The organism is Thalassotalea crassostreae, from assembly GCF_001831495.1.
GTDB lineage: Bacteria > Pseudomonadota > Gammaproteobacteria > Enterobacterales > Alteromonadaceae > Thalassotalea_A > Thalassotalea_A crassostreae.
On sequence record NZ_CP017689.1, the window covers coordinates 1,400,317 to 1,419,602 of the forward strand.

18 protein-coding genes and 5 tRNA genes are annotated in these 19,286 nt (G+C 38.4%); 19 read left to right on the top strand and 4 right to left on the bottom strand.

Annotated features, from left to right (window positions below; genetic code table 11):
- Position 1 precedes the first annotated feature (1 nt).
- The 4 genes from ruvC (at position 2) to ruvB (ending at position 3,707) form a co-directional block, all read left to right on the top strand.
- A complete protein-coding gene (gene ruvC, locus LT090_RS06050) occupies positions 2-529 on the top strand; it encodes a crossover junction endodeoxyribonuclease RuvC (RefSeq protein WP_068546612.1) in 528 nt (175 codons plus the stop codon).
- Positions 530-728: 199 nt separating this feature from the next.
- Positions 729-1,916 carry an IS4 family transposase gene (locus tag LT090_RS06055; RefSeq protein WP_070795903.1) on the top strand — a complete coding sequence of 396 codons (1,188 nt, stop codon included), beginning with the start codon at positions 729-731 and terminating at the stop codon, positions 1,914-1,916.
- 131 nt (positions 1,917-2,047) lie between these two features.
- On the top strand, positions 2,048-2,674 hold the full coding sequence (gene ruvA, locus LT090_RS06060) for a Holliday junction branch migration protein RuvA (protein WP_068545061.1): 627 nt from the start codon (positions 2,048-2,050) through the stop codon (positions 2,672-2,674).
- A 25-nt stretch (positions 2,675-2,699) separates the two neighbouring features.
- Positions 2,700-3,707 (top strand): Holliday junction branch migration DNA helicase RuvB, encoded by a 1,008-nt coding sequence (gene ruvB / locus LT090_RS06065; RefSeq protein WP_068545062.1) that lies wholly within the window; start codon positions 2,700-2,702, stop codon positions 3,705-3,707.
- A 58-nt stretch (positions 3,708-3,765) separates the two neighbouring features.
- Here the strand turns inward: ruvB and LT090_RS06070 are convergent, their stop codons facing one another.
- Both LT090_RS06070 and LT090_RS06075 read right to left on the bottom strand, forming a co-directional pair.
- On the bottom strand, positions 3,766-4,329 hold the full coding sequence (locus LT090_RS06070; RefSeq protein WP_068545063.1) for a nucleotidyltransferase family protein: 564 nt from the start codon (positions 4,327-4,329) through the stop codon (positions 3,766-3,768).
- Positions 4,330-5,313, bottom strand: a complete 984-nt coding sequence (locus LT090_RS06075) for an XdhC family protein (protein WP_068545064.1) — start codon at positions 5,311-5,313, stop codon at positions 4,330-4,332.
- 792 nt (positions 5,314-6,105) lie between these two features.
- Between LT090_RS06075 and ybgC the strand changes: the two genes are divergently transcribed.
- The 11 genes from ybgC to LT090_RS06130 all read left to right on the top strand — a co-directional run bounded on the left by ybgC (position 6,106) and on the right by LT090_RS06130 (position 12,444).
- Positions 6,106-6,522 carry a tol-pal system-associated acyl-CoA thioesterase gene (gene ybgC, locus LT090_RS06080; protein ID WP_068545065.1) on the top strand — a complete coding sequence of 139 codons (417 nt, stop codon included), beginning with the start codon at positions 6,106-6,108 and terminating at the stop codon, positions 6,520-6,522.
- Entirely contained in the window at positions 6,512-7,204 is a 693-nt protein-coding gene (gene tolQ, locus LT090_RS06085) for a protein TolQ (protein ID WP_068545066.1), read from the top strand. Before ybgC ends, tolQ begins: the two co-directional genes overlap by 11 nt.
- Positions 7,205-7,212: 8 nt before the next feature.
- Positions 7,213-7,635 (top strand): protein TolR, encoded by a 423-nt coding sequence (gene tolR, locus LT090_RS06090; protein ID WP_068545067.1) that lies wholly within the window; start codon positions 7,213-7,215, stop codon positions 7,633-7,635.
- 3 nt (positions 7,636-7,638) lie between these two features.
- Entirely contained in the window at positions 7,639-8,643 is a 1,005-nt protein-coding gene (gene tolA, locus LT090_RS06095) for a cell envelope integrity protein TolA (protein WP_226996527.1), read from the top strand.
- A 20-nt stretch (positions 8,644-8,663) separates the two neighbouring features.
- Positions 8,664-10,019: a Tol-Pal system beta propeller repeat protein TolB gene (tolB, locus tag LT090_RS06100; RefSeq protein WP_068545068.1), complete on the top strand. Its 1,356-nt coding sequence runs from the start codon at positions 8,664-8,666 to the stop codon at positions 10,017-10,019.
- A 51-nt stretch (positions 10,020-10,070) separates the two neighbouring features.
- Positions 10,071-10,622, top strand: coding sequence for a peptidoglycan-associated lipoprotein Pal (gene pal / locus LT090_RS06105; protein ID WP_068545069.1), 552 nt, complete (start codon positions 10,071-10,073; stop codon positions 10,620-10,622).
- Positions 10,623-10,665: 43 nt separating this feature from the next.
- Positions 10,666-11,424 carry a tol-pal system protein YbgF gene (ybgF, locus tag LT090_RS06110; protein ID WP_068545070.1) on the top strand — a complete coding sequence of 253 codons (759 nt, stop codon included), beginning with the start codon at positions 10,666-10,668 and terminating at the stop codon, positions 11,422-11,424.
- A gap of 220 nt (positions 11,425-11,644) precedes the next feature.
- A tRNA-Lys gene (locus LT090_RS06115) sits at positions 11,645-11,720 on the top strand.
- A 317-nt stretch (positions 11,721-12,037) separates the two neighbouring features.
- A tRNA-Lys gene (locus LT090_RS06120) sits at positions 12,038-12,113 on the top strand.
- Between the two features lie 52 nt (positions 12,114-12,165).
- Positions 12,166-12,241: transfer RNA gene (locus LT090_RS06125), tRNA-Lys, on the top strand.
- A gap of 127 nt (positions 12,242-12,368) precedes the next feature.
- Positions 12,369-12,444, top strand: a tRNA-Lys gene (locus LT090_RS06130).
- 232 nt (positions 12,445-12,676) lie between these two features.
- Here LT090_RS06130 and yghU read toward each other — a convergent pair.
- Entirely contained in the window at positions 12,677-13,543 is an 867-nt protein-coding gene (yghU, locus tag LT090_RS06135; protein ID WP_068545071.1) for a glutathione-dependent disulfide-bond oxidoreductase, read from the bottom strand.
- Between the two features lie 350 nt (positions 13,544-13,893).
- On the opposite strand from yghU, the gene LT090_RS06140 reads away from it, so the two are divergent.
- The 4 genes from LT090_RS06140 to LT090_RS06155 all read left to right on the top strand — a co-directional run bounded on the left by LT090_RS06140 (position 13,894) and on the right by LT090_RS06155 (position 17,376).
- Complete coding sequence (locus LT090_RS06140) at positions 13,894-14,829, top strand: MASE1 domain-containing protein (RefSeq protein ID WP_068545072.1); 936 nt, start codon at positions 13,894-13,896, stop codon at positions 14,827-14,829.
- A gap of 75 nt (positions 14,830-14,904) precedes the next feature.
- Positions 14,905-15,960: a quinolinate synthase NadA gene (nadA, locus tag LT090_RS06145; protein WP_068545073.1), complete on the top strand. Its 1,056-nt coding sequence runs from the start codon at positions 14,905-14,907 to the stop codon at positions 15,958-15,960.
- Between the two features lie 369 nt (positions 15,961-16,329).
- Positions 16,330-16,417 (top strand) — tRNA-Ser (locus tag LT090_RS06150).
- Between the two features lie 257 nt (positions 16,418-16,674).
- Entirely contained in the window at positions 16,675-17,376 is a 702-nt protein-coding gene (locus LT090_RS06155) for a hypothetical protein (protein ID WP_068545074.1), read from the top strand.
- 98 nt (positions 17,377-17,474) lie between these two features.
- Here LT090_RS06155 and LT090_RS06160 read toward each other — a convergent pair whose 3' ends face one another.
- A complete protein-coding gene (locus tag LT090_RS06160) occupies positions 17,475-19,202 on the bottom strand; it encodes a DUF4153 domain-containing protein (protein WP_068545334.1) in 1,728 nt (575 codons plus the stop codon).
- Positions 19,203-19,286 lie beyond the last annotated feature (84 nt).

The following is a 19,286-nucleotide window of genomic DNA, read 5'->3' on the forward strand; positions in this document are numbered from 1 at the left end:
AATGAGTATTATTTTAGGCATAGACCCAGGTTCGAGATTAACCGGCTATGGCGTTATTGAAAAACAAGGTCGGAAATTTAGCTACCTTGGCAGCGGTTGCATAAAAACTCTATCGGCCGGAGATAATCATCCAGAGCGTCTGCAAATCATTTTTGCCGGCGTATCAGAATTGATCCTGCAGTTTAAACCAGACATGTTTGCTATTGAACAAGTGTTTATGGGGGTTAACCCTGGCGGCGCATTAAAACTTGGACAAGCACGAGGAGCGGCGATTGTTGCAGCGACCAACAATGGTATTGAAGTTGCGGAATACTCAGCAAGACAAATTAAACAGGCGGTAGTTGGCACCGGTGCCGCAGATAAAGAACAAGTACAGCACATGGTGACTTCGTTTTTAAAACTGCCGGCACCACCACAAGCGGATGCCGCCGATGCATTGGCAGTCGCTATATGTCACGCCCATAGTTACGATTCGTTGATTAAAATGTCAGGTCAAGCAAAGAAAACAGTACGCGGCCGCCTCCGCTAACTAACTTGAAATAAGTAGGGTCAGATCATACTTTTTTACATCTATTGAAAACTACCATAGAAAAGTATGATCTGACCCTGAGGTATCCCCACGAAATTTGTGATTCAAGAATTTCGTAGGAATTAAAAAATCTGGGGAACATTCATGGCTTTTGGTGATCAGATCTATCGCCAAACAAAAATAATCCCAAGAGCAAGCCATGAATGTAGACCATATATTGAATCAAACCTTATCTTTTGTCACCCCGAAAATGCACAAAGTACGTCGAAATAGCCTTAAATGTTTAATTACTAGTCTAATTCGAGGGGCTGATTTATCTGTCACGAATTTAGGGCGCAACATACTTAGCGAAACATCTGAAAAACACCAAATCAAACGAAGTGATAGACTTTGTAGTAATGTTCACTTACATGCCGAAATTCCTAGCATATACGAGACACTAACTCGCAAACTTGTTGGGACGCAAAAGCATCCTGTCATCCTGGTGGATTGGTCAGATTTAGATGCGCGCCAAGAAAATTTCTTAATACGCGCTGCGATAGCAGTTAACGGTCGGTCGTTAACTTTATATGAAGAAGTTCATCCCCAATCAAGCAAAGAAAAACCTAAGGTTCATAAAGACTTTATGATGGTTTTGAAAAATATGCTGCCCTCAACTTGTCGGCCAATTATTGTTACAGATGCCGGATTCAGAACGCCCTGGTTTAATATGATTCAATCACTGAATTGGGATTATGTTGGCAGAATGAGAAACCGTACATTCTGTAAACAAGATAAAGATTGGCTCCCAGTTAAAGCGTTATACAAGCTTGCAACGACGCGCCCTAAATCGCTTGGTCGTTTTGATGTGGCTCGTTGCAATCCAATAACATGTAACTTCGTAATATTTAAATCTCGAAATAAAGGGCGAAAAGATCTTGTTGCAAAAGGTAATAGGCGTCGTCGAAGTGGCAAATCAAAAGCCAATGCGAAACGAGAGCGAGAGCCTTGGTTACTCACAACGTCACTGTGTTCAAAACAGCTAGGTTTTGCTAAAAAAGTAGTTAAAATCTACACCACTAGAATGCAAATAGAAGAGAGCTTTCGTGATGTAAAAACCGGTCTTAATATGAATGTATGTAATAGTCGAAAAAGGCTGCGAATACTAGTACTGCTTGTTATCGCACTTATAGCGCAGTATATTCTAATGCTCATTGGTATGGCTTTAGTTATACAAGGGAAAAACCGTCAATACCAGGCTAATAGTGTTAAATCCAGAGCCGTATTATCATATCAATTCATCGCACTAAGAGCCGTAAGGAACTTAAGATTTTGTATTGAAAAAGAAGAGTGGAAAAGTGCAATTAAGCAGCTCAATAAATTTATGTTGGAGCCGCTTAATGTTTAACTATAAATTCGTGGGGATCCTACAGGATCTGACCCTACTTGTGAATTTAAAAATATAGACTTTACTATATATTTATACAGTGGTACTGTATGGACTTAAAAACACATCTAAATATATAAAAGGAAGTGCTGGTGATAGGTCGATTACGTGGCATTTTAGTTGAAAAACAAGCGCCAGAAATACTCATTGAATGTAACGGTATTGGTTATGAAGTGACATTACCAATGACCAGCTTTTATCATTTACCTCAGCTTGAACAAGAAACCATAATCTACACTCACTTTGTTGTGCGTGAAGATGCTCAATTACTTTATGGTTTTGCTAACCCTACCGAACGTAAATTGTTTCGCTTATTGATTAAAGTAAATGGCGTTGGCCCTAAGTTAGCGTTAGCCATTTTATCCAATATGTCAGCCGGTCAATTTGTCCATTGCGTAAATTTAGATGATGTTGCGACCATAGTAAAAATACCGGGTGTCGGCAAGAAAACAGCAGAGCGACTGTTAATTGAAATGCGCGATCGATTAAAAGATTGGGGCAATGATATTGCAACACCAATGACCGATACGATAAGTGTTGATAATCAAGCTGAAGAAGCGAAGTTTGTTATCGCCAGCTCTAATAAGGATGATGCTATTACTGCACTTGTGTCATTAGGCTATAAACCAGCGCAAGCGGATAAAGCTGTGAAAGCTGTCTATAAACAAGATTTAAGCTCAGAAGAGCTGATTCGCGATGCCCTTAAATCGATGGTTTAACCGAACTAAATAAGATATAGAGATTATGATTGAAGCAGATCGTTTAATACAACCAACCATTACTCGCGAAGAAGAGACCGTCGATAGAGCGATTCGTCCTAAAATGCTTGATGATTACACTGGTCAAGACCATGTAAAAGAGCAAATGGAAATCTTTATTGAAGCGGCCAAAAAACGTAATGAACCACTGGATCATTTATTAATTTTTGGCCCTCCAGGATTAGGTAAAACGACGTTAGCAAACATTGTTGCCAATGAAATGGGTGTTAATATTCGCACTACATCAGGTCCTGTACTTGAAAAAGCAGGGGACTTAGCCGCACTGTTAACGAACCTTGAAGAAAATGATGTATTGTTCATTGATGAAATTCATCGTTTAAGCCCTGTGGTTGAAGAAATTTTATATCCAGCGATGGAAGACTATCAATTAGATATCATGATTGGTGAAGGACCTGCAGCTCGTTCAATAAAACTTGATTTACCACCTTTTACATTAATCGGCGCAACAACTCGTGCTGGGTCATTAACATCACCGTTAAGAGACCGTTTTGGCATAGTACAACGGTTAGAGTTTTATAAGGTCGGTGACTTAAAAGATATCATTGCCCGTTCAGCACATTTCTTAAACGTGGATTTAAACGATGAAGGCGCTTTAGAAGTGGCTAAACGATCGCGCGGAACACCTCGTATTGCCAATCGTTTGTTACGCCGTGTAAGAGATTACGCGGAAGTAAAAAGCCAAGGCGTTGTTGGCCAAGATACAGCATCAAAAGCATTAAATATGCTTGAAGTTGATAACGAAGGATTTGATTTAATGGACCGTAAGTTATTACTTGCCATTATTGATAAATTTGGCGGCGGCCCGGTAGGGCTAGATAATGTTGCAGCAGCAATCGGTGAAGAACGAGAAACAATTGAAGACGTTATTGAACCATTCTTAATACAACAAGGTTTTTTACAACGTACGCCGCGTGGTCGAATTGTCACTGATAATGCCTACCTGCATTTTGGCTTGGATAAACCAAGCTCATAGGTTTAAGTATAAGAGTTAGTATTGGCCTCAGCATTAGCGCTTTTATATAGAGTCACTTTCACTGATGCCAATCAGGTTTAGTGTCGATATCTTTAATAACCCCTATGTCATCAACCTCAAGCAAATTTAATCGATTTAAGTTTGCTTGAATCACAGATTTTGCGCCATCGACATTGTTTAACGTTTTTAACGAATCAAAAAACTCATTGCCAAAACATACAGGGTGTCCTTGTTGACCCTTAAAAGTAGGGCGCACAATATTGTCACTAGCAAGCAAACACAACAATGATTTAATCGTACTACTTTCCATAAACGGCATATCACCAAGAAATACGCTGATGTTATTCACATTGGCAATATCACTTTCAATGGTTTTTACGCCGTGGGCGATGTTATCTCCCATATCTTGAGAATCGACTGGCGCTGCAACTAAGTTTAATTCTAACGGCGCTAGTAAAGATTGTAATTTTGGATCAATATGACGATGCAAAACATACACGTGATTGAAATGTTTTTGTACCATGCTAATTGTTTGCATTATTAGTGGCGGGTTTCCTGATAACCTTTTATCTGCTCCATATCGAGCAGAAGAGCCGGCGGCGAGGATCAGAGCAACATTCATTTAAAGTTGCTCTTTGCTTACATGGTTTTTTATTCGAATAATATCCGCCAGTGTTGAGATAGCGATTTCAAACGGCGTTTTACTACCAATATTTAAACCAATAGGGGCATGTAAACGCGATAGTTGCTGCTGTTTAATTTCACAAATTCGAGTTAATCGTTCTATGCGATTTTCAGTGGTTCGATGTGAGCCCATAGCCCCGATATAAAAAGCTTTGGTGTCAAAGACTGACATCAAGGCCGCATCATCAATACTCGGGTCGTGGGCAAGAGCAAGCACAGCGCTTTGCTCATCTGCGTATTGCTCAACGAATAAATCCGGCGACATCCAGATAATATCAACGCCGCCATTTTCTTTATCAAACGTCCAACTTGAAGCAAGCTGCTTACGCATATCGCAGACCTTAACTTCAAATCCAGCTTGTAAACCTAACCGCGCAATTTCTTCGGTTACTTGGCCAATACCAATGAGCAGCAAAGTAAATACTTTTGAATAATTGAGCCCAACAGTATCGGCAGACTTTTCAACTTGTTTCACCGCAAAATCTTTAAGCTCCAAACATTCTCGAGTATTTGATTGCAACGTCATTTGACGTTTAAAAGGAAGCCTATTGACGGCGTGATTCGAGCATTGTAAAAAGTGCTCGGTGCTACTGTTATTTACTTCGATGTATTCAATCAGCAGTTCTATTGTGCCACCACAAGGCAGTTCGCGAACAACGCCTTGTTCAGTAGCATGATCGCCATAGGTAAATAATTGATTGTGTTTCTTGAACTTATTTTGATTCAGCATTTCGACGAACGCATCTTCTAAACAGCCGCCAGAAATACTGCCATAGCGATGTTCACCATCGGTAATAAAAACTGAGCCGATAGGCCGTGGTGCAGAACCATAGGTATTGAGAATAGTACATAACCAAAAATGCTGATTTTGGGCGATTAGATGTTTAGCGGCGACAAAAACTGGTATATCAGTAAGTTGCATTATGGTCCGTTGTCGTTGAGCGATAAATAAAATAGTTGGTTATTAATTTACTGGGTGTTGAAATGATTAGCAACTACGAAGTGTTACTACAAGAAACGAATAAACTAGGATCTGACCCTAGTTATTTACTTAGTGACTCTGACACCAGTATTTTTTACATAGAGAGGCGTCAAATACTAAATGAGGTTCAGTTAATGGAGCAATGACTACCGAAACTATTACATAGAGAGGCGTCGAATACTAAATGAGGTTCAGTTAATGGAACAACGACTACCGAAACTATTACAAAGACACGCGTCGTTCTTTTTCATCCCTGAAACCGCGACATACCTACATCCTGTAGGCAAAAAAAAAGCCTGCACACGGTGCAGGCCACAACAGTTTGTTGAAATATAGGAAGTTAAATAAATTCAGGAGCATTGATAAATCAATGTGATGTCTCTGAGATGGGCGTATTCTAGGATGTAAATATAAAGTAAACAAGCGAAATAAACTTATATCATCCATTAGAAAAACTAATGGATATACAGGGGGATTATTGGTTACTAAATAACCTGTCGTTTAAGTTGTTGAATTTATTGTTTATATTTAAGCTGGTCCGATGTTTTTTGATTAAAAAAAATTATCCAGAAACTAATTTGATGGATGTTCTGTAAGATTACCAACAAAACATTTTTTTAAACTAAGCCATTTAAATTAAAAAATGTTGTTATTAAAACTCATTTGCTACTTGAGTGCAGGGTTTAAAATCGCGTAAGATAAGGCTTCATACTTAATTGTGCTAATCTGCGAATGACAAACAACAATAACGCATTTACATATCAAATCCGCGTATATTATGAAGACACCGACGCTGGTGGCATCATGTATTACGCCAACTATTTAAAGTTTGCCGAAAGAGCAAGAACTGAGTGGCTTCGAAGTTTAAATATCAATCAATCATTTTTTCTTGAACAAAACCTTGGTTTTGTAGTCAGAAAAGTTGAGATGGATAATAAAGCGTCAGCGAAACTCGATGATTTGCTTACCATAACTTCAACAATAACGAATTTAAAAAAGGCAAGCATGGTATTTGAGCAGACAATAACAAACCAACAAGGCGTTATTTTGTGTGAGTTATCTGTATTAATTGCTAGCGTCAATTTACAACGCGGCCGACCTTGCGCCATTCCCGAACAAATTTTAGGAGCATTAGACAGTGCACGCTGAACTATCATTTTTTGATTTATTTTTACAAGCAAGCTTACTGGTTAAATCAGTAATGCTGTGTTTACTTGGTTTTTCAATTGCCTCATGGACGATGATTATTCAACGTTCGAAAGCGTTAAATTCAGCGCAGGTTAATGCTCAGAATTTTGAAGATAAATTTTGGTCTGGTGCTGACCTTAGTAAATTATATAAAGAAATTAGTGCTCGCGGCCATGCAGACGGTCTTGAGCTATTATTTGTCGCAGGTTTTAAAGAATTTGCTCGCATCCGTAAATCATCAAATGCCAGTCCGCAAGCTGTAGTCGATGGGACACACAGAGCTATGCGTGTTGCCTTATCACGTGAAGTAGACACATTAGAAACTCATTTATCATTCTTAGCTACGGTTGGTTCTATCAGTCCTTATATCGGATTGTTCGGAACGGTTTGGGGAATTATGAACTCATTTATTGCTCTTGGTGCTGTAGAGCAGGCAACCCTTGCTATGGTTGCTCCTGGTATCGCTGAAGCACTAATTGCAACAGCAATGGGGTTATTTGCAGCGATTCCTGCAGTAATGGCATTCAACCGTTTTTCACATACCGTTGAAAAGCTAGAAAACAGCTACGGTAACTTTATGGAAGAGTTTTCAAGCATCTTGCAACGCCAATCTGTGGCGAGTAATCAACAGCAAGCGCAGTAGGAAATTTTATGTACGTTCGAGTAAAGCGAAAACGAGTGGCTGAAATAAACGTTGTTCCTTACATCGATGTTATGTTGGTGTTGTTGATCATTTTTATGGTAACAGCGCCTTTAATTACTCAAGGTGTAAAAGTAGATTTGCCTAAGGCTGATTCTGAATCGCTTTCTCAGGATTCGAAAACACCATTGGTGGCAAGCGTAGATATAAACGGTAAATTTTATTTGAATGTTGGTGACAGTAAATCTGAAGCGTTAGCACCTGATGAATTGGCAACCTTAGTTCAAGCTAGATTACAGGTAGAGCCTGACACACCGGTTGTGGTAAATGGCGATGGTAATGTATCGTACAATGCGATAATCCAATTGATGGTGTTATTGCAAGATGCAGGTGTACCATCTGTTGGTTTAATGACAGAGTCACCGGAGCAATAACGAGTGTTAGCGTTACTGAAAAACACAATTGGTAAATGGGTTGACCGCTGCATGTCAGTGTTTACCTATTTGCCTGACGGTAAAACGGTTAAGCAAGAATATATAATCGCTATTTCTGCTGCGGTAGCCGTTCATATTGTAATGGGTATAGTGTTAATGCTTAATACTGATTTTACGCCAAAACCTAAGCCGACTCCCAAACCTCAGATGCAGGTTATTGACGCTGTTGTTATTGATCAAGCTAAGCTTAATAAACAAGTTGAAAAATTACGTAAAGAAAAGCAAGCGATCGCAGATCGCGAAGCCGCGCGGATAAAAGAACTTGAACGCAGAGCCGATGACGCTCGCAAGAAGCGTCAAAAAGAAGCGGACAGAATTAAAAAGTTAGAAGCTGATCGCAAAAAGAAAGAAGTCGAAAAGAAAAAAGCCGATGATGCGGCGAAGAAAGCGAAAGCATTAGCGCTTAAAGAAGAGAACAATCGTAAGAAGAAAGTCGAAGAACGCAAAAAAGCTGAAAAAGCGGCCGCTGATGCAAAAGCAAAACGTATCAAGGAAGAGAAAGCTGCAGAAGAGCGTCGACGTAAAAAAATAGAGGATGAAAAGAAACGTAAAGCAGAAGCTGAGCGTAAGAAAAAAGAAGCCGCGGAGCGTGCTGAGCAAGAGCGACTTTTAGAGCAGCAAATGCTTGAAGAGATGGCATCGCGCAACAGCGCTCGTTCACAACAAGTAATGAGCGAAGTTGACAAGTATTCGGCGTTAATTAAACAAGCAATTCAGCGAAACTTTATCGACGATCCAAGTTATGCTGGTAAACATTGTCAATTGAAAATTAACTTAGCTGCAAGTGGCTTTGTGATTGATGTAAAATCAGCTGGTGGTGATCAGTTTGTTTGTCGTGAAGCAATAAAGGCGGTGAATAAAACCGGTACATTACCAGTGTCTGAAGACCCTGAAGTGTTTAAGAAATTGAAAAATATCAGTCTAAAATACCAATCAGAATATGAGTAGTTGGAAAATAATAAATCGTTATGTTTAAAAAATTATCTGTTAGTTTAGTTTTATTCTTAGCTGTTGTGAGTAAATCACATGCAGAATTAGAATTAGTTATCACCGGCGGTGTTAATACCGCTCGTCCGATAGCGGTATTACCTTTCTCCTATGAAGGGACTACAGCATTACCTGAAAACGTTAGCAAAGTGATCAGTGATGATTTACTGCGCAGCGGTAAGTTTAATCCATTGCCTGCGATGGATTTGCCAGCAATGCCAACGTCACTTGATAACATTGATTATCAAGCCTGGATTAATACTGGCGTTGAAGCAATTGTAACGGGCTCTATCAAAGAAACACCCGATGGCCGTTTTTTAGTATCTTTTAAATTAATTGATGTCGTTCGTGCGCAAATGACTGGCGGCAACAGCAAAGCATTGCAAAATGGCAAGTTAGTGCAAAGCAATGATCATATCCTAATCGATTCAAAGCCAACTCAATATGTTCCGAGTAATTTATTAAGAACCAAAGCACATCAAATTTCAGATGTTGTCTATGAGAAATTAACGGGAACCAAAGGCGCGTTTTTAACAAAAATTGCTTATGTCATTGTTCGTGACAGTGGTGATAAGAAGTATCAATTAGTCATGGCTGACTATGACGGCTACAACGAACAAGTATTGCTACGTTCCTCAGAGCCATTAATGTCGCCTAGTTGGTCTCCAGATGCACGCAAACTTGCGTATGTAACCTTTGAAGACAGACAAGCACAAATTTTTATCCAAGATATATACACGGCTGAGCGAGAGTTATTATCAAGCTTTAAAGGAATTAACGGTGCACCACGTTGGTCTCCTGATGGCAAAAAGATGGCAATGGTATTGTCAAAAGATGGCAATCCAGAAGTGTATGTTATGGATATTGCCAGTAAAAATATCACTCGAATTACTAATCATAGAGCCATTGATACCGAACCAAATTGGTCACCAGATGGAAATAGTTTAGTATTTACGTCAGAACGGGGTGGAAAAGCTCAGTTATATCGCGTAAATTTAGACAATGGTAGAGTAAGGCGATTAACCTATGATGGTGAAATGAATCTTGGTGGTTCATTTACCCCTGACGGTCGTCATCTTATAATGGTGAATAGAACACAAGGACAATACCATCTTGCTAAGCAAGAGTTAGATTCAATGAATCCGGTTCAGGTACTAACCAAGACTCGATTAGACGAATCGCCAAGTATTGCCCCAAATGGTGGCATGATAATTTACAGTACTTTGCATGGAAATCGCCAAGTATTGGGATTGGTTTCAGTTGATGGAAGGTTTAAAGCTAGATTGCCGGTTAAAAACGGGCAAGTTAAAGCACCATCATGGTCACCATATTTATAAACAGTTTAATAAAAACAATAAAATTTTTAATTTAATAATAAGGAAAATAAAATGCGTTTAAACAAATTAGTTAAAAGCATTGCAATTGCACTACCATTATCGGTATTAGCTGCATGTTCATCAAACGATACAACTGATGAAGACCAAGCTCAAATCGCTGCTAACCAAGCTGCTGCAGAAGAGCAAGCAAAACAAGAGCAAGCTGCTGCTGAAGCTGCGGCCGCTCAAAAAGCTGCTGAAATGGAAGCAATCAAGGCTGAAAAAGAAGCTCAATTAGCTGCTTCAAGCACAGTTTACTTCGATTTCGATACATCAGCACTTCCGGCTGACGTTGCACAAATTTTAGACCTACATGCTGCATTCCTAACAGAAAACTCTAATGCACGCATAGTAGTAGAAGGTCATGCTGATGAGCGTGGTACTCCTGAGTACAACATCGCATTAGGCGAGCGTCGTGCACAAGCTGTACAAAAATACCTAGAAAACTCAGGTGTTATGCCATCACAAATTGAAACAGTAAGCTACGGTGAAGAAAAGCCGGCAGTTAGCGACCGCTCTGAAGGTGCTTTCGCTAAAAACCGTCGTGCCGTATTAGTATACTAATAAGGTACTAGCGTACTAATAAATAATATCAGTAAGGTATTAAATGAAATCGAACAATATTGTTGTCGGTTTTGCTCTCGCAGTCAGTGCATTTTCTGCACTGGCTGAAGAGGGAGCACCGGTTTTAGATATCAATCAAACTACCTCGGTAGAAACTAATACTGTTAACCCAAGTAATGATGTTGCAACCTTGCAACGTGCATTACAAGTTCGTAATCGCGCACTTAACGATATGCAGCAACAAATAAATGAGTTGCAAACAGAAGTAAGTCAACTGCGTGGTACAACGGAAGAGCAGGCTTATACCATCCAACAAATTTTGCAGCGTCAACGCGAACTATACCAAGATATAGAACGTAGATTGTCAGCGGCAAATACGACGCCTGTTGCTACCAATTCAAATGAATCAGTAAACTATTCCTCTAACTTATCAGAGAACCAGCTATATGACCGTGCGGTTAATCTAGTTCTTAAAGAGCGTAAGTATGAACTAGCAATTGCTGAATTTAAGAGCTTCAATCAAAAATATCCAAATTCAAGCTACTCGGCTAATGCGCATTATTGGTTAGGCCAATTATTGTTCAATAAAGGCGACCTTAGCGGTGCAGAAACTGAATTTTCAAATGTTATTGATAACTACGAAGATTCAACTAAGCGACCTGATGCGATGTTAAAACTTGGCATGGTTGCACAAAAACAAAATAACAACGCAAAAGCAAAATCTATCTATACTAAATTGATTAGTGAATACACAGGTAGTTCTGCAGCAAAACTTGCAGAAACTCGTTTATCGAGCTTATAAGCACAAAAGTTGTTTTGTCCAATTCAGACAAAAATAAACGTTAGAGCAAAATTATCTTACAATGGGTTACATTTATTGACGATAACTTGCTCTATCTGCTGTCTTTTTACACATACAAACTTATTTTTTCAAAAAACTTAAATTTGTTGTTGCACTAATATTTATTATCAGTATCATATGCCCCGCATTGAGGCACCAAGTCGCAATGTAAAAAATATGTCGGTCGTTAGCTCAGTTGGTAGAGCAGTTGGCTTTTAACCAATTTGTCGAAGGTTCAAATCCTTCACGACCGACCACTTTCTTCTTAAGTACGCTTTAGTAAGTTAGTGGGAGATAAAATTAAAAGCCTAAGGCTTTTAACCGTTAACTCCATATGGGTCGAAGGTTTAAATTCTTCTCGACCAAGCACTTTCTTCTTAAGTACGCTTTTGTAAGTTGGTGGGAGATAAAATTAAAAGCCAAAGGCTTTTAACCGTTAACTCCATATAGGTCGAAGGTATAAATTCTTTTCGACCGACCACTTTCTTCTTTAAGATCTAAAGTCGAAAGTGAATTAATTATTTCTATAGGATGTCTTCCTATTACTGAAATAATTAACAAGCAAGGTATATATCGGTCGTTAGCTCAGTTGGTAGAGCAGTTGGCTTTTAACCAATTTGTCGAAGGTTCAAATCCTTCACGACCGACCACTCTTTAAGTTATTAAAGATTGGAAATACTTGCTTAAATAAAGAAACTATATCGGTCGTTAGCTCAGTTGGTAGAGCAGTTGGCTTTTAACCAATTTGTCGAAGGTTCAAATCCTTCACGACCGACCACTTTCTCTAACAAGAGTTTGTGGATGTTTTCAGTAAAAGCCGAGGCTTTTAACCGTTAACATAGTTTGGTCGAAGGTTTAAATACTTAACGACCGACCACTTTCTCAGTTTCTTATTTGTATTTTATCGGTCGTTAGCTCAGTTGGTAGAGCAGTTGGCTTTTAACCAATTTGTCGAAGGTTCAAATCCTTCACGACCGACCACCTTACTCCTTTTATATCCATCGCATTTACTTTAAAGCCAAGGCTTTTAACCGCTAACTCAACAATCTCGAAGTTTAAATTTTTCACGACCGACCACCTTACTCCTTTTATATCCATCGCATTTACTTTAAAGCCAAGGCTTTTAACCGCTAACTCAACAATCTCGAAGTTTAAATTTTTCACGACCGACCACTTTACTCCCTTGATTCCTGTACTTTCTTTGTAGAAATATCTATGACTCTAATTTATCCTGGGTCTTGTTTTCAAAATCACTGCTGTCGTGTCGCTCATGAAGTTGTTCCGTTAGTTCACCCCAATTTCTATTAACCATTCTTCCGCGTATAACCGCTTCTCGTTCGTTAATTTCATTAGCCCAACGGGTAACATGTTTATATGAATCTACTTGCAGGAATTCTGCTGCGTCATATAGTCTCCCCAGTATTAACGAACCATACCATGGCCAATTGGCCATATCGGCAATGGTGTAGTTGTCACCACATAAAAACTGATTATTCGCTAAGTGCTTATCCAGCACATCGAGCTGTCGTTTCACTTCCATAGTGAAACGGTCTATAGGGTATTCAAAGTGCTCAGGTGCGTAAGCGTAAAAATGACCAAACCCACCTCCTAAGTAAGGACCGCTTCCTACTTGCCAAAATAACCAAGACAAGCACTCTGCTTTTTCCGCTGGATCACTAGGAATAAACTGAGAAAACTTTTCAGCCAAATGCATTAGAATTGCACCAGATTCAAAAATTCGAATATCTTTTTCGCCACTTCGGTCAATTAACGCTGGAATTTTTGAGTTTGGATTTACGTTAACAAATCCTTCGCCAAACTGATCGCCTTCTCCAATATCAATCAAATAGGCATCATACTCAGCCTCTTTAATCCCTAGCGCTAAAAGTTCTTCAAATAAAATAGTGACTTTGACTCCATTAGGAGTAGCTAAAGAATATAACTGAAAAGGGTGGTTACCACTTTGCAATTGAGTATCGTGGGTTGCGCCAGAAATTGGTCGGTTTATATTTGCAAACTTTCCACCATTATCTTTTTTCCATTGCCATACTTTTGGTGGTGTGTAAGTTTTTTCGGTCATGCTCTGATCCTTTCCATTAATGTAATTTGGTATATCTAAGTTGCTGATATTTTAATAGTAGCTGCTGTCAGAATTAATACATTAAATTAGTGGAATAAGTAATCCAATAAACAGTGACAACTTAGCGACTATAAATATTACGAAAACTAATCAACTTTAGATTACTTTGTTTGCACATCTAGATTTTGTTATTACGAACAGCCTATAGATTTTCAACAGGTGATAATAAACAAGATACTTGCCGGGTATAAAACTAACTGGCATATTAATTATTTAATGCCTAAACATTTAAGAAATAGTATTTTTCTTTCAATATAGCGAATAATTAAAGAATTATAAGGTGACTTGGATTGACTCAAGATTTTTATAACAATAAAAAGAGCTCTAAAAGCATATTAAGCATAATTGTACTTAGCATTTTGTATATTATTATCGCTAAAGTTGGTATGACTCTATTTTCATTAAAGCCGACTAATATCACGCTATTTTGGCTGCCTGCTGGTTTAGCGCTGATTATGTATATAAAGTATAAACAAGTAGCTCTACCTTTCATTATTGTTGCTAGTTTTGTGGCTAATTATAGCGGTATGCAATTAGACAATACTGCGAGCTCAATAATACATACCACTGTTGCTTCTATCATTGATGGCTTTGCACCATATTTAGGTTATGTGTTTATGCGCTTTTTTAAAATTGATGAATTGGATGACTATAAGTCTTTAAGTTTATTTTTATGCTTTGTTTGTATTTTGCCGTCACTCGTTGCTGGATTGTTGTTAACTCAAAACATGGTCTGGGGAGGGTATATCACTTCAGGTGAAATGTTCAATATGATGATCAATATCAGCTTTTCAGACACTGTAGGCATGCTTCTGGTTTACGGCATTTATTCAGAAATGTTAAGTGCCGACCAAGCAACGAATAGAAGTATAAGTGAAAATTTTAACGCTCTAATTGCTACTTCTCTTTTATCATTGTTGTTGGTTTGGGTAGCGTATGAAATATTTAGTTTAGCGATACTATTAATTCCTGTTCTACTTTCTGTATTGGCTTTTAAACGTCTTTATGTCGATTTACCGTTAGCACAATTAGCCGTTATTTGTTTTATATTAATCATGTCAATATTGCATATGGGACCATTCGAAAGCGATAATTATTACGATAGTATTCTTTTGATGATGTTGTTTATATTTGCTTGTAATGTTTGTACTAATTACATGGTTATCTATTGCAAAGTGAGTGACAAAAAGAATAACGATAAAGGTAATTCAATAGACATACCTTGATTACTACACATTTGTAATTGAATCTCTTATAATACGCCTCCTTATACGATTTAAACCTTTTAAGAGTCCAAGAGAATGTTAGAGACAACTTTAGCTGTTGATTTTGATTACACCTTTCCTGCGAAACCTGTACCGTTAAACGAAACAGAAAAAGCTGATTACAAAGAAAAAATCAAGCAATTGTTAATCGAAAAAAATGCGGTACTTGTTGCTCATTATTACACAGACCCTGAGATTCAAGCATTGGCTGAAGAAACTGGTGGCTGTGTTGCTGATTCTCTTGAAATGGCTCGTTTTGGTAGAGAGCACCCTGCGACGACGCTTATCGTTGCCGGTGTTAAGTTTATGGGCGAAACAGCAAAAGTGTTAACGCCTGAAAAAACAGTATTAATGCCAACTCTTGAAGCTACCTGTTCACTAGATTTAGGCTGTCCGATTGAACAATTTAGTAACTTCTGTGATCAACATCCTGACCGCACCGTTGTTGTTTATGCCAATACCTCAACTGAAGTAAAAGCGAGAGCAGACTGGATCGTTACGTCTTCATGCGCATTAGAAATAGTTGAGCATCTAGATGATCAAGGTGAAAAGATCTTGTGGGGTCCAGACAAACACCTTGGTGCTTACATTGAAAAACAAACCGATGCAGATATGATCATGTGGGACGGGGCCTGTATCGTTCATGATGAGTTTAAAACCAAAGCATTAAGCGATATGAAAGCATTACACCCAGACGCAGCAATATTGGTTCACCCTGAATCGCCGCTATCTGTCGTTGCTCTTGCCGATGCTGTAGGTTCAACAAGTCAGTTAATTAAAGCTGCTCAAGATATGCCGCACAAAAAATTCATTGTTGCTACTGATAGAGGTATTTTCTACAAGATGCAGCAACTTTGTCCTGACAAAGAGTTCTTTGAAGCTCCTACGGCAGGAGAAGGCGCAACGTGTAGAAGTTGTGCTCATTGTCCTTGGATGGCAATGAACGGCTTACAGGCCATCCACGACTCTCTAATCGACGGTAGCGGACGTGAGATCTTTGTTGATATGGACGTTCGAGACGGCGCATTGAAATCATTAGGTCGCATGTTAGATTTTTCAGCGGAACTGAAAAAACAACAACAAGGTAAATAGTCGTTGCTTTGATTTAATCGGCGATTGAATTCTAAATTGATGTTTTAGCAAACAAATAGTTAGCTTAGCGCTAATTATGCTTGCGTCCTGTTTGAATATTCCCTAACATACGCGCTCGTCGAGATATTCCAGTTATTGCATATTGAAAATTGTATATAGCTTATCGAAAATAGCATATTTCGATTTCCTGAACTTGTTTCAGGATCTGTTAAAAATTTAGGTGACGTGTCCGAGTGGCTGCCAAGGTGTATAAACACGCCAAGGCGTGCTCAGCCATCTAACCAACCCAAATTAGGTGACGTGTCCGAGTGGCTGCCAAGGTGTATAAACACGCCAAGGCGTGCTCAGCCATCTAACCAACCCAAATTAGGTGACGTGTCCGAGTGGCTGAAGGAGCACGCCTGGAAAGTGTGTAAAGGGCAACCTTTCGAGAGTTCGAATCTCTCCGTCACCGCCATTATTCACATCCATGTGATGTCGGCATTCGCAACATCCATGTTGTTTACCGCCATTATTCACATCCATGTGATGTCGGCATTCGCAACATCCATAGTAGCGTACTCTTTCTTAAGCAGACGTTTTTTCCGTCACTAATGAAAAACTGATTCAACTACTTTCGAGAAATACAGGTAAACCTTTTGTAAAGTACCTTTTTATTTAATCTAAATAAGGGTAGAGTTTTTTGTATCTGTAATTCAGTTGAGCCTCTTTATAATGAAAAAATTACCTCTTTGGGCTGTTGTTAGCATTGTTATCCCTTTTTTTAGTCACGCCAAGCCTGCCGATTTAAATCACTCACTAACGCCTAAATTGGTTAATTATGGTGAGTTGATATCGCAATATACGTTTGATACGTCTTTTGAAATAAAGCCAAGATACGAGTCATTGTTAGCTCGACAAGGAACTAATTGGGAAGTAAAAAATGGTAGATTGGTTGGTAAAGAGTCGAGTAAAGCTTACAAAGAAAAGAAAATTCAATCAGGAAAAAAAGGTCATACAGGTAATATTCCGCGACTGCAGCTTGATAATAAACATAAAAACATTATTTTTAGCTATAAGTTTAAGCTGTCAGCAGGGAGTGGTTCTAAATTAATACCTATGGTTGAGTCTGGCCATCATATACGTCGAGTTTACTTTGGTGAAAATAATATTAAATTACTGGTTGATCGTGAGAAAACTACGATAGATGAACAGCAATTTACTTTTAAAGACAACCAGTGGTATGAAGTGATGTTGGAATTAAACGATGATGAATTTGTTTTTCAAGTAGAAAATGGCCCAACGCTTTATGGTAAACATGACAGCGTAAATATTGAACACAAAGATTACAACCTACAAATAACGGGTAAAGTCGAAGGCGTGATTGAAGTGGATAACCTTTTTTTATGGCATGCGGGAGAAAAAAAGGTTAACTAGTTTTACTATTTAAATAATCGTTTAGCTTTCCCTTATAACCACTTCCTTGTGGTTTCGCCATTTTTGCGGCGTAGTAGGGGGTTAATAGGATGACAAAATTAGAGCTGTACCTTCAGTTTCATGTCGCCAATATTCAAGGTTTGCCATTGTGGCTTGGTCACTTGAATTTCTGACTGTTCGATTAGGCTTTTCAGAAACTTATTTTTACTTGGGTTCGAAATTTTCATGTACTTGGATTGCCATTTTTCGTCTTCTAAGAGCCAAAGTCTGGCGGTTGTCGAGTAATTATGTTCTGAGATAACCACTATGTCGGGAGTATGGTCTTCATTCATATCAATGGATATAAAGTAGTAGTTTTTATCCTTAATCGTACTCCATACTTGTTCGGTTGCGCTGTTAAATACAGCGACAGTCAAATCTTCAGGAAAACTCTCTTTATTAGGCCAATAAGTAATTAATTTTTCAAAATCAGCAAGTGTATCTTGCTCTTTGTTACCGTATTTTCTCTTGTTGAAAGAAGAGCGTGTATACATTCTATCAATAACGGCGACCTTGTCGGGATGTTCATTGCCAATTTCTTCTTTAACTTGTTGCATCTGCAAATAGCCTTGTCGTCCTAAGTTTTGGCCAAAATAATAAAAATCAAAATCGTCAACTTTAATCGTTTTTTCTTTTAACATTGCAATCTGACTTGAGGCAGAAATAGCCTGAAAATTAAGGACTGGAGAGTTTATTAGTAACATTACTAAGAGTACCGCTAAGCCCATTCGAATGTTTACTGTGCTTAGCGTTTCTAGCCATGCATCCTTTCTTTTAATAATGCCAATTAAGTACCCAATCGCAAACGTTCCTAATAGTGCACAGGTTAAAATGCCCCATAAACGCGATACAGTAAGTCCGTATTGATCGACTCTTAACCATAAACCATAAGATGCGATTAGCGTGTATATTGGTAGCAATGCCACACCAATAAAGATAACTCGATGTACAATTAAGTTGTATGGGCGCTCGTGCGCAGCTTCTTGATAAACAGCATTAACGAAGAATAAAGTCAGTGCTTGTAACCACAATACTAATAAACTACCACTGCCTGTGCCCCATAACTTTTCTAAACCGGTAAATGGCAAGGTGGCTAAAAAGCCAATAGATACAATAGTGATGACAGGTAGCAGAAATTTAATTAAGGTTTGTAAAATTTTTGCAATAGTATCAACGGTATGAGTGATATTTCTAAAAACAACAATGGCAAAACCAAAGGCAAATGTTAGCGTGGGAATTACAAACCAGTCTTTTTCTAAAACTTCTTTGAAGATATTTATTTCTAGAACAGAAAACAGGCCCGCTCCTAGGTGTAGGATACCCCAGAATATCAGTGTAAATAGTAAGCTTTCGGCGAAAATTATGGCGTTACGCCAAGAATACTTGAATAACGAGCTATAAGTTATTTTTTCACCACTATTCAATTGTTGGATATACATTAGTGCTTTAAATGAGGCAATTAAAATAGTCCATGAAAACACAAATACAACGTAGCTATTGTTAATATATTCTACCGGTGTTTGTTGAAACCCCACATAAGCGGCGAGTAATGAAATAACAATGGTAAAGGGTAATATATACGTAATAGAGGCTTTGAGGTTTTGTCTGGTGATTGTGAGCAATGTCAAAAGCGGAAATGCAATAGTAAACGTTGCTAATGCCATCAGCCATACAGGATCATTTCCTGGCCAAAATTGTTCTTCTGCGCTGCGATAAATGAAAGCTAACAATATCCCTTGTATTAAAGACATTACTAACATTAAAGGCTTCGGTAATTGGTTTTCCATTTCCATTTCCATTTCCAATTAATTATTTTTAATTAGATTGCTTTAATTTCTCTGTAATATCAATGTTTTGACTCTCAATTCAAT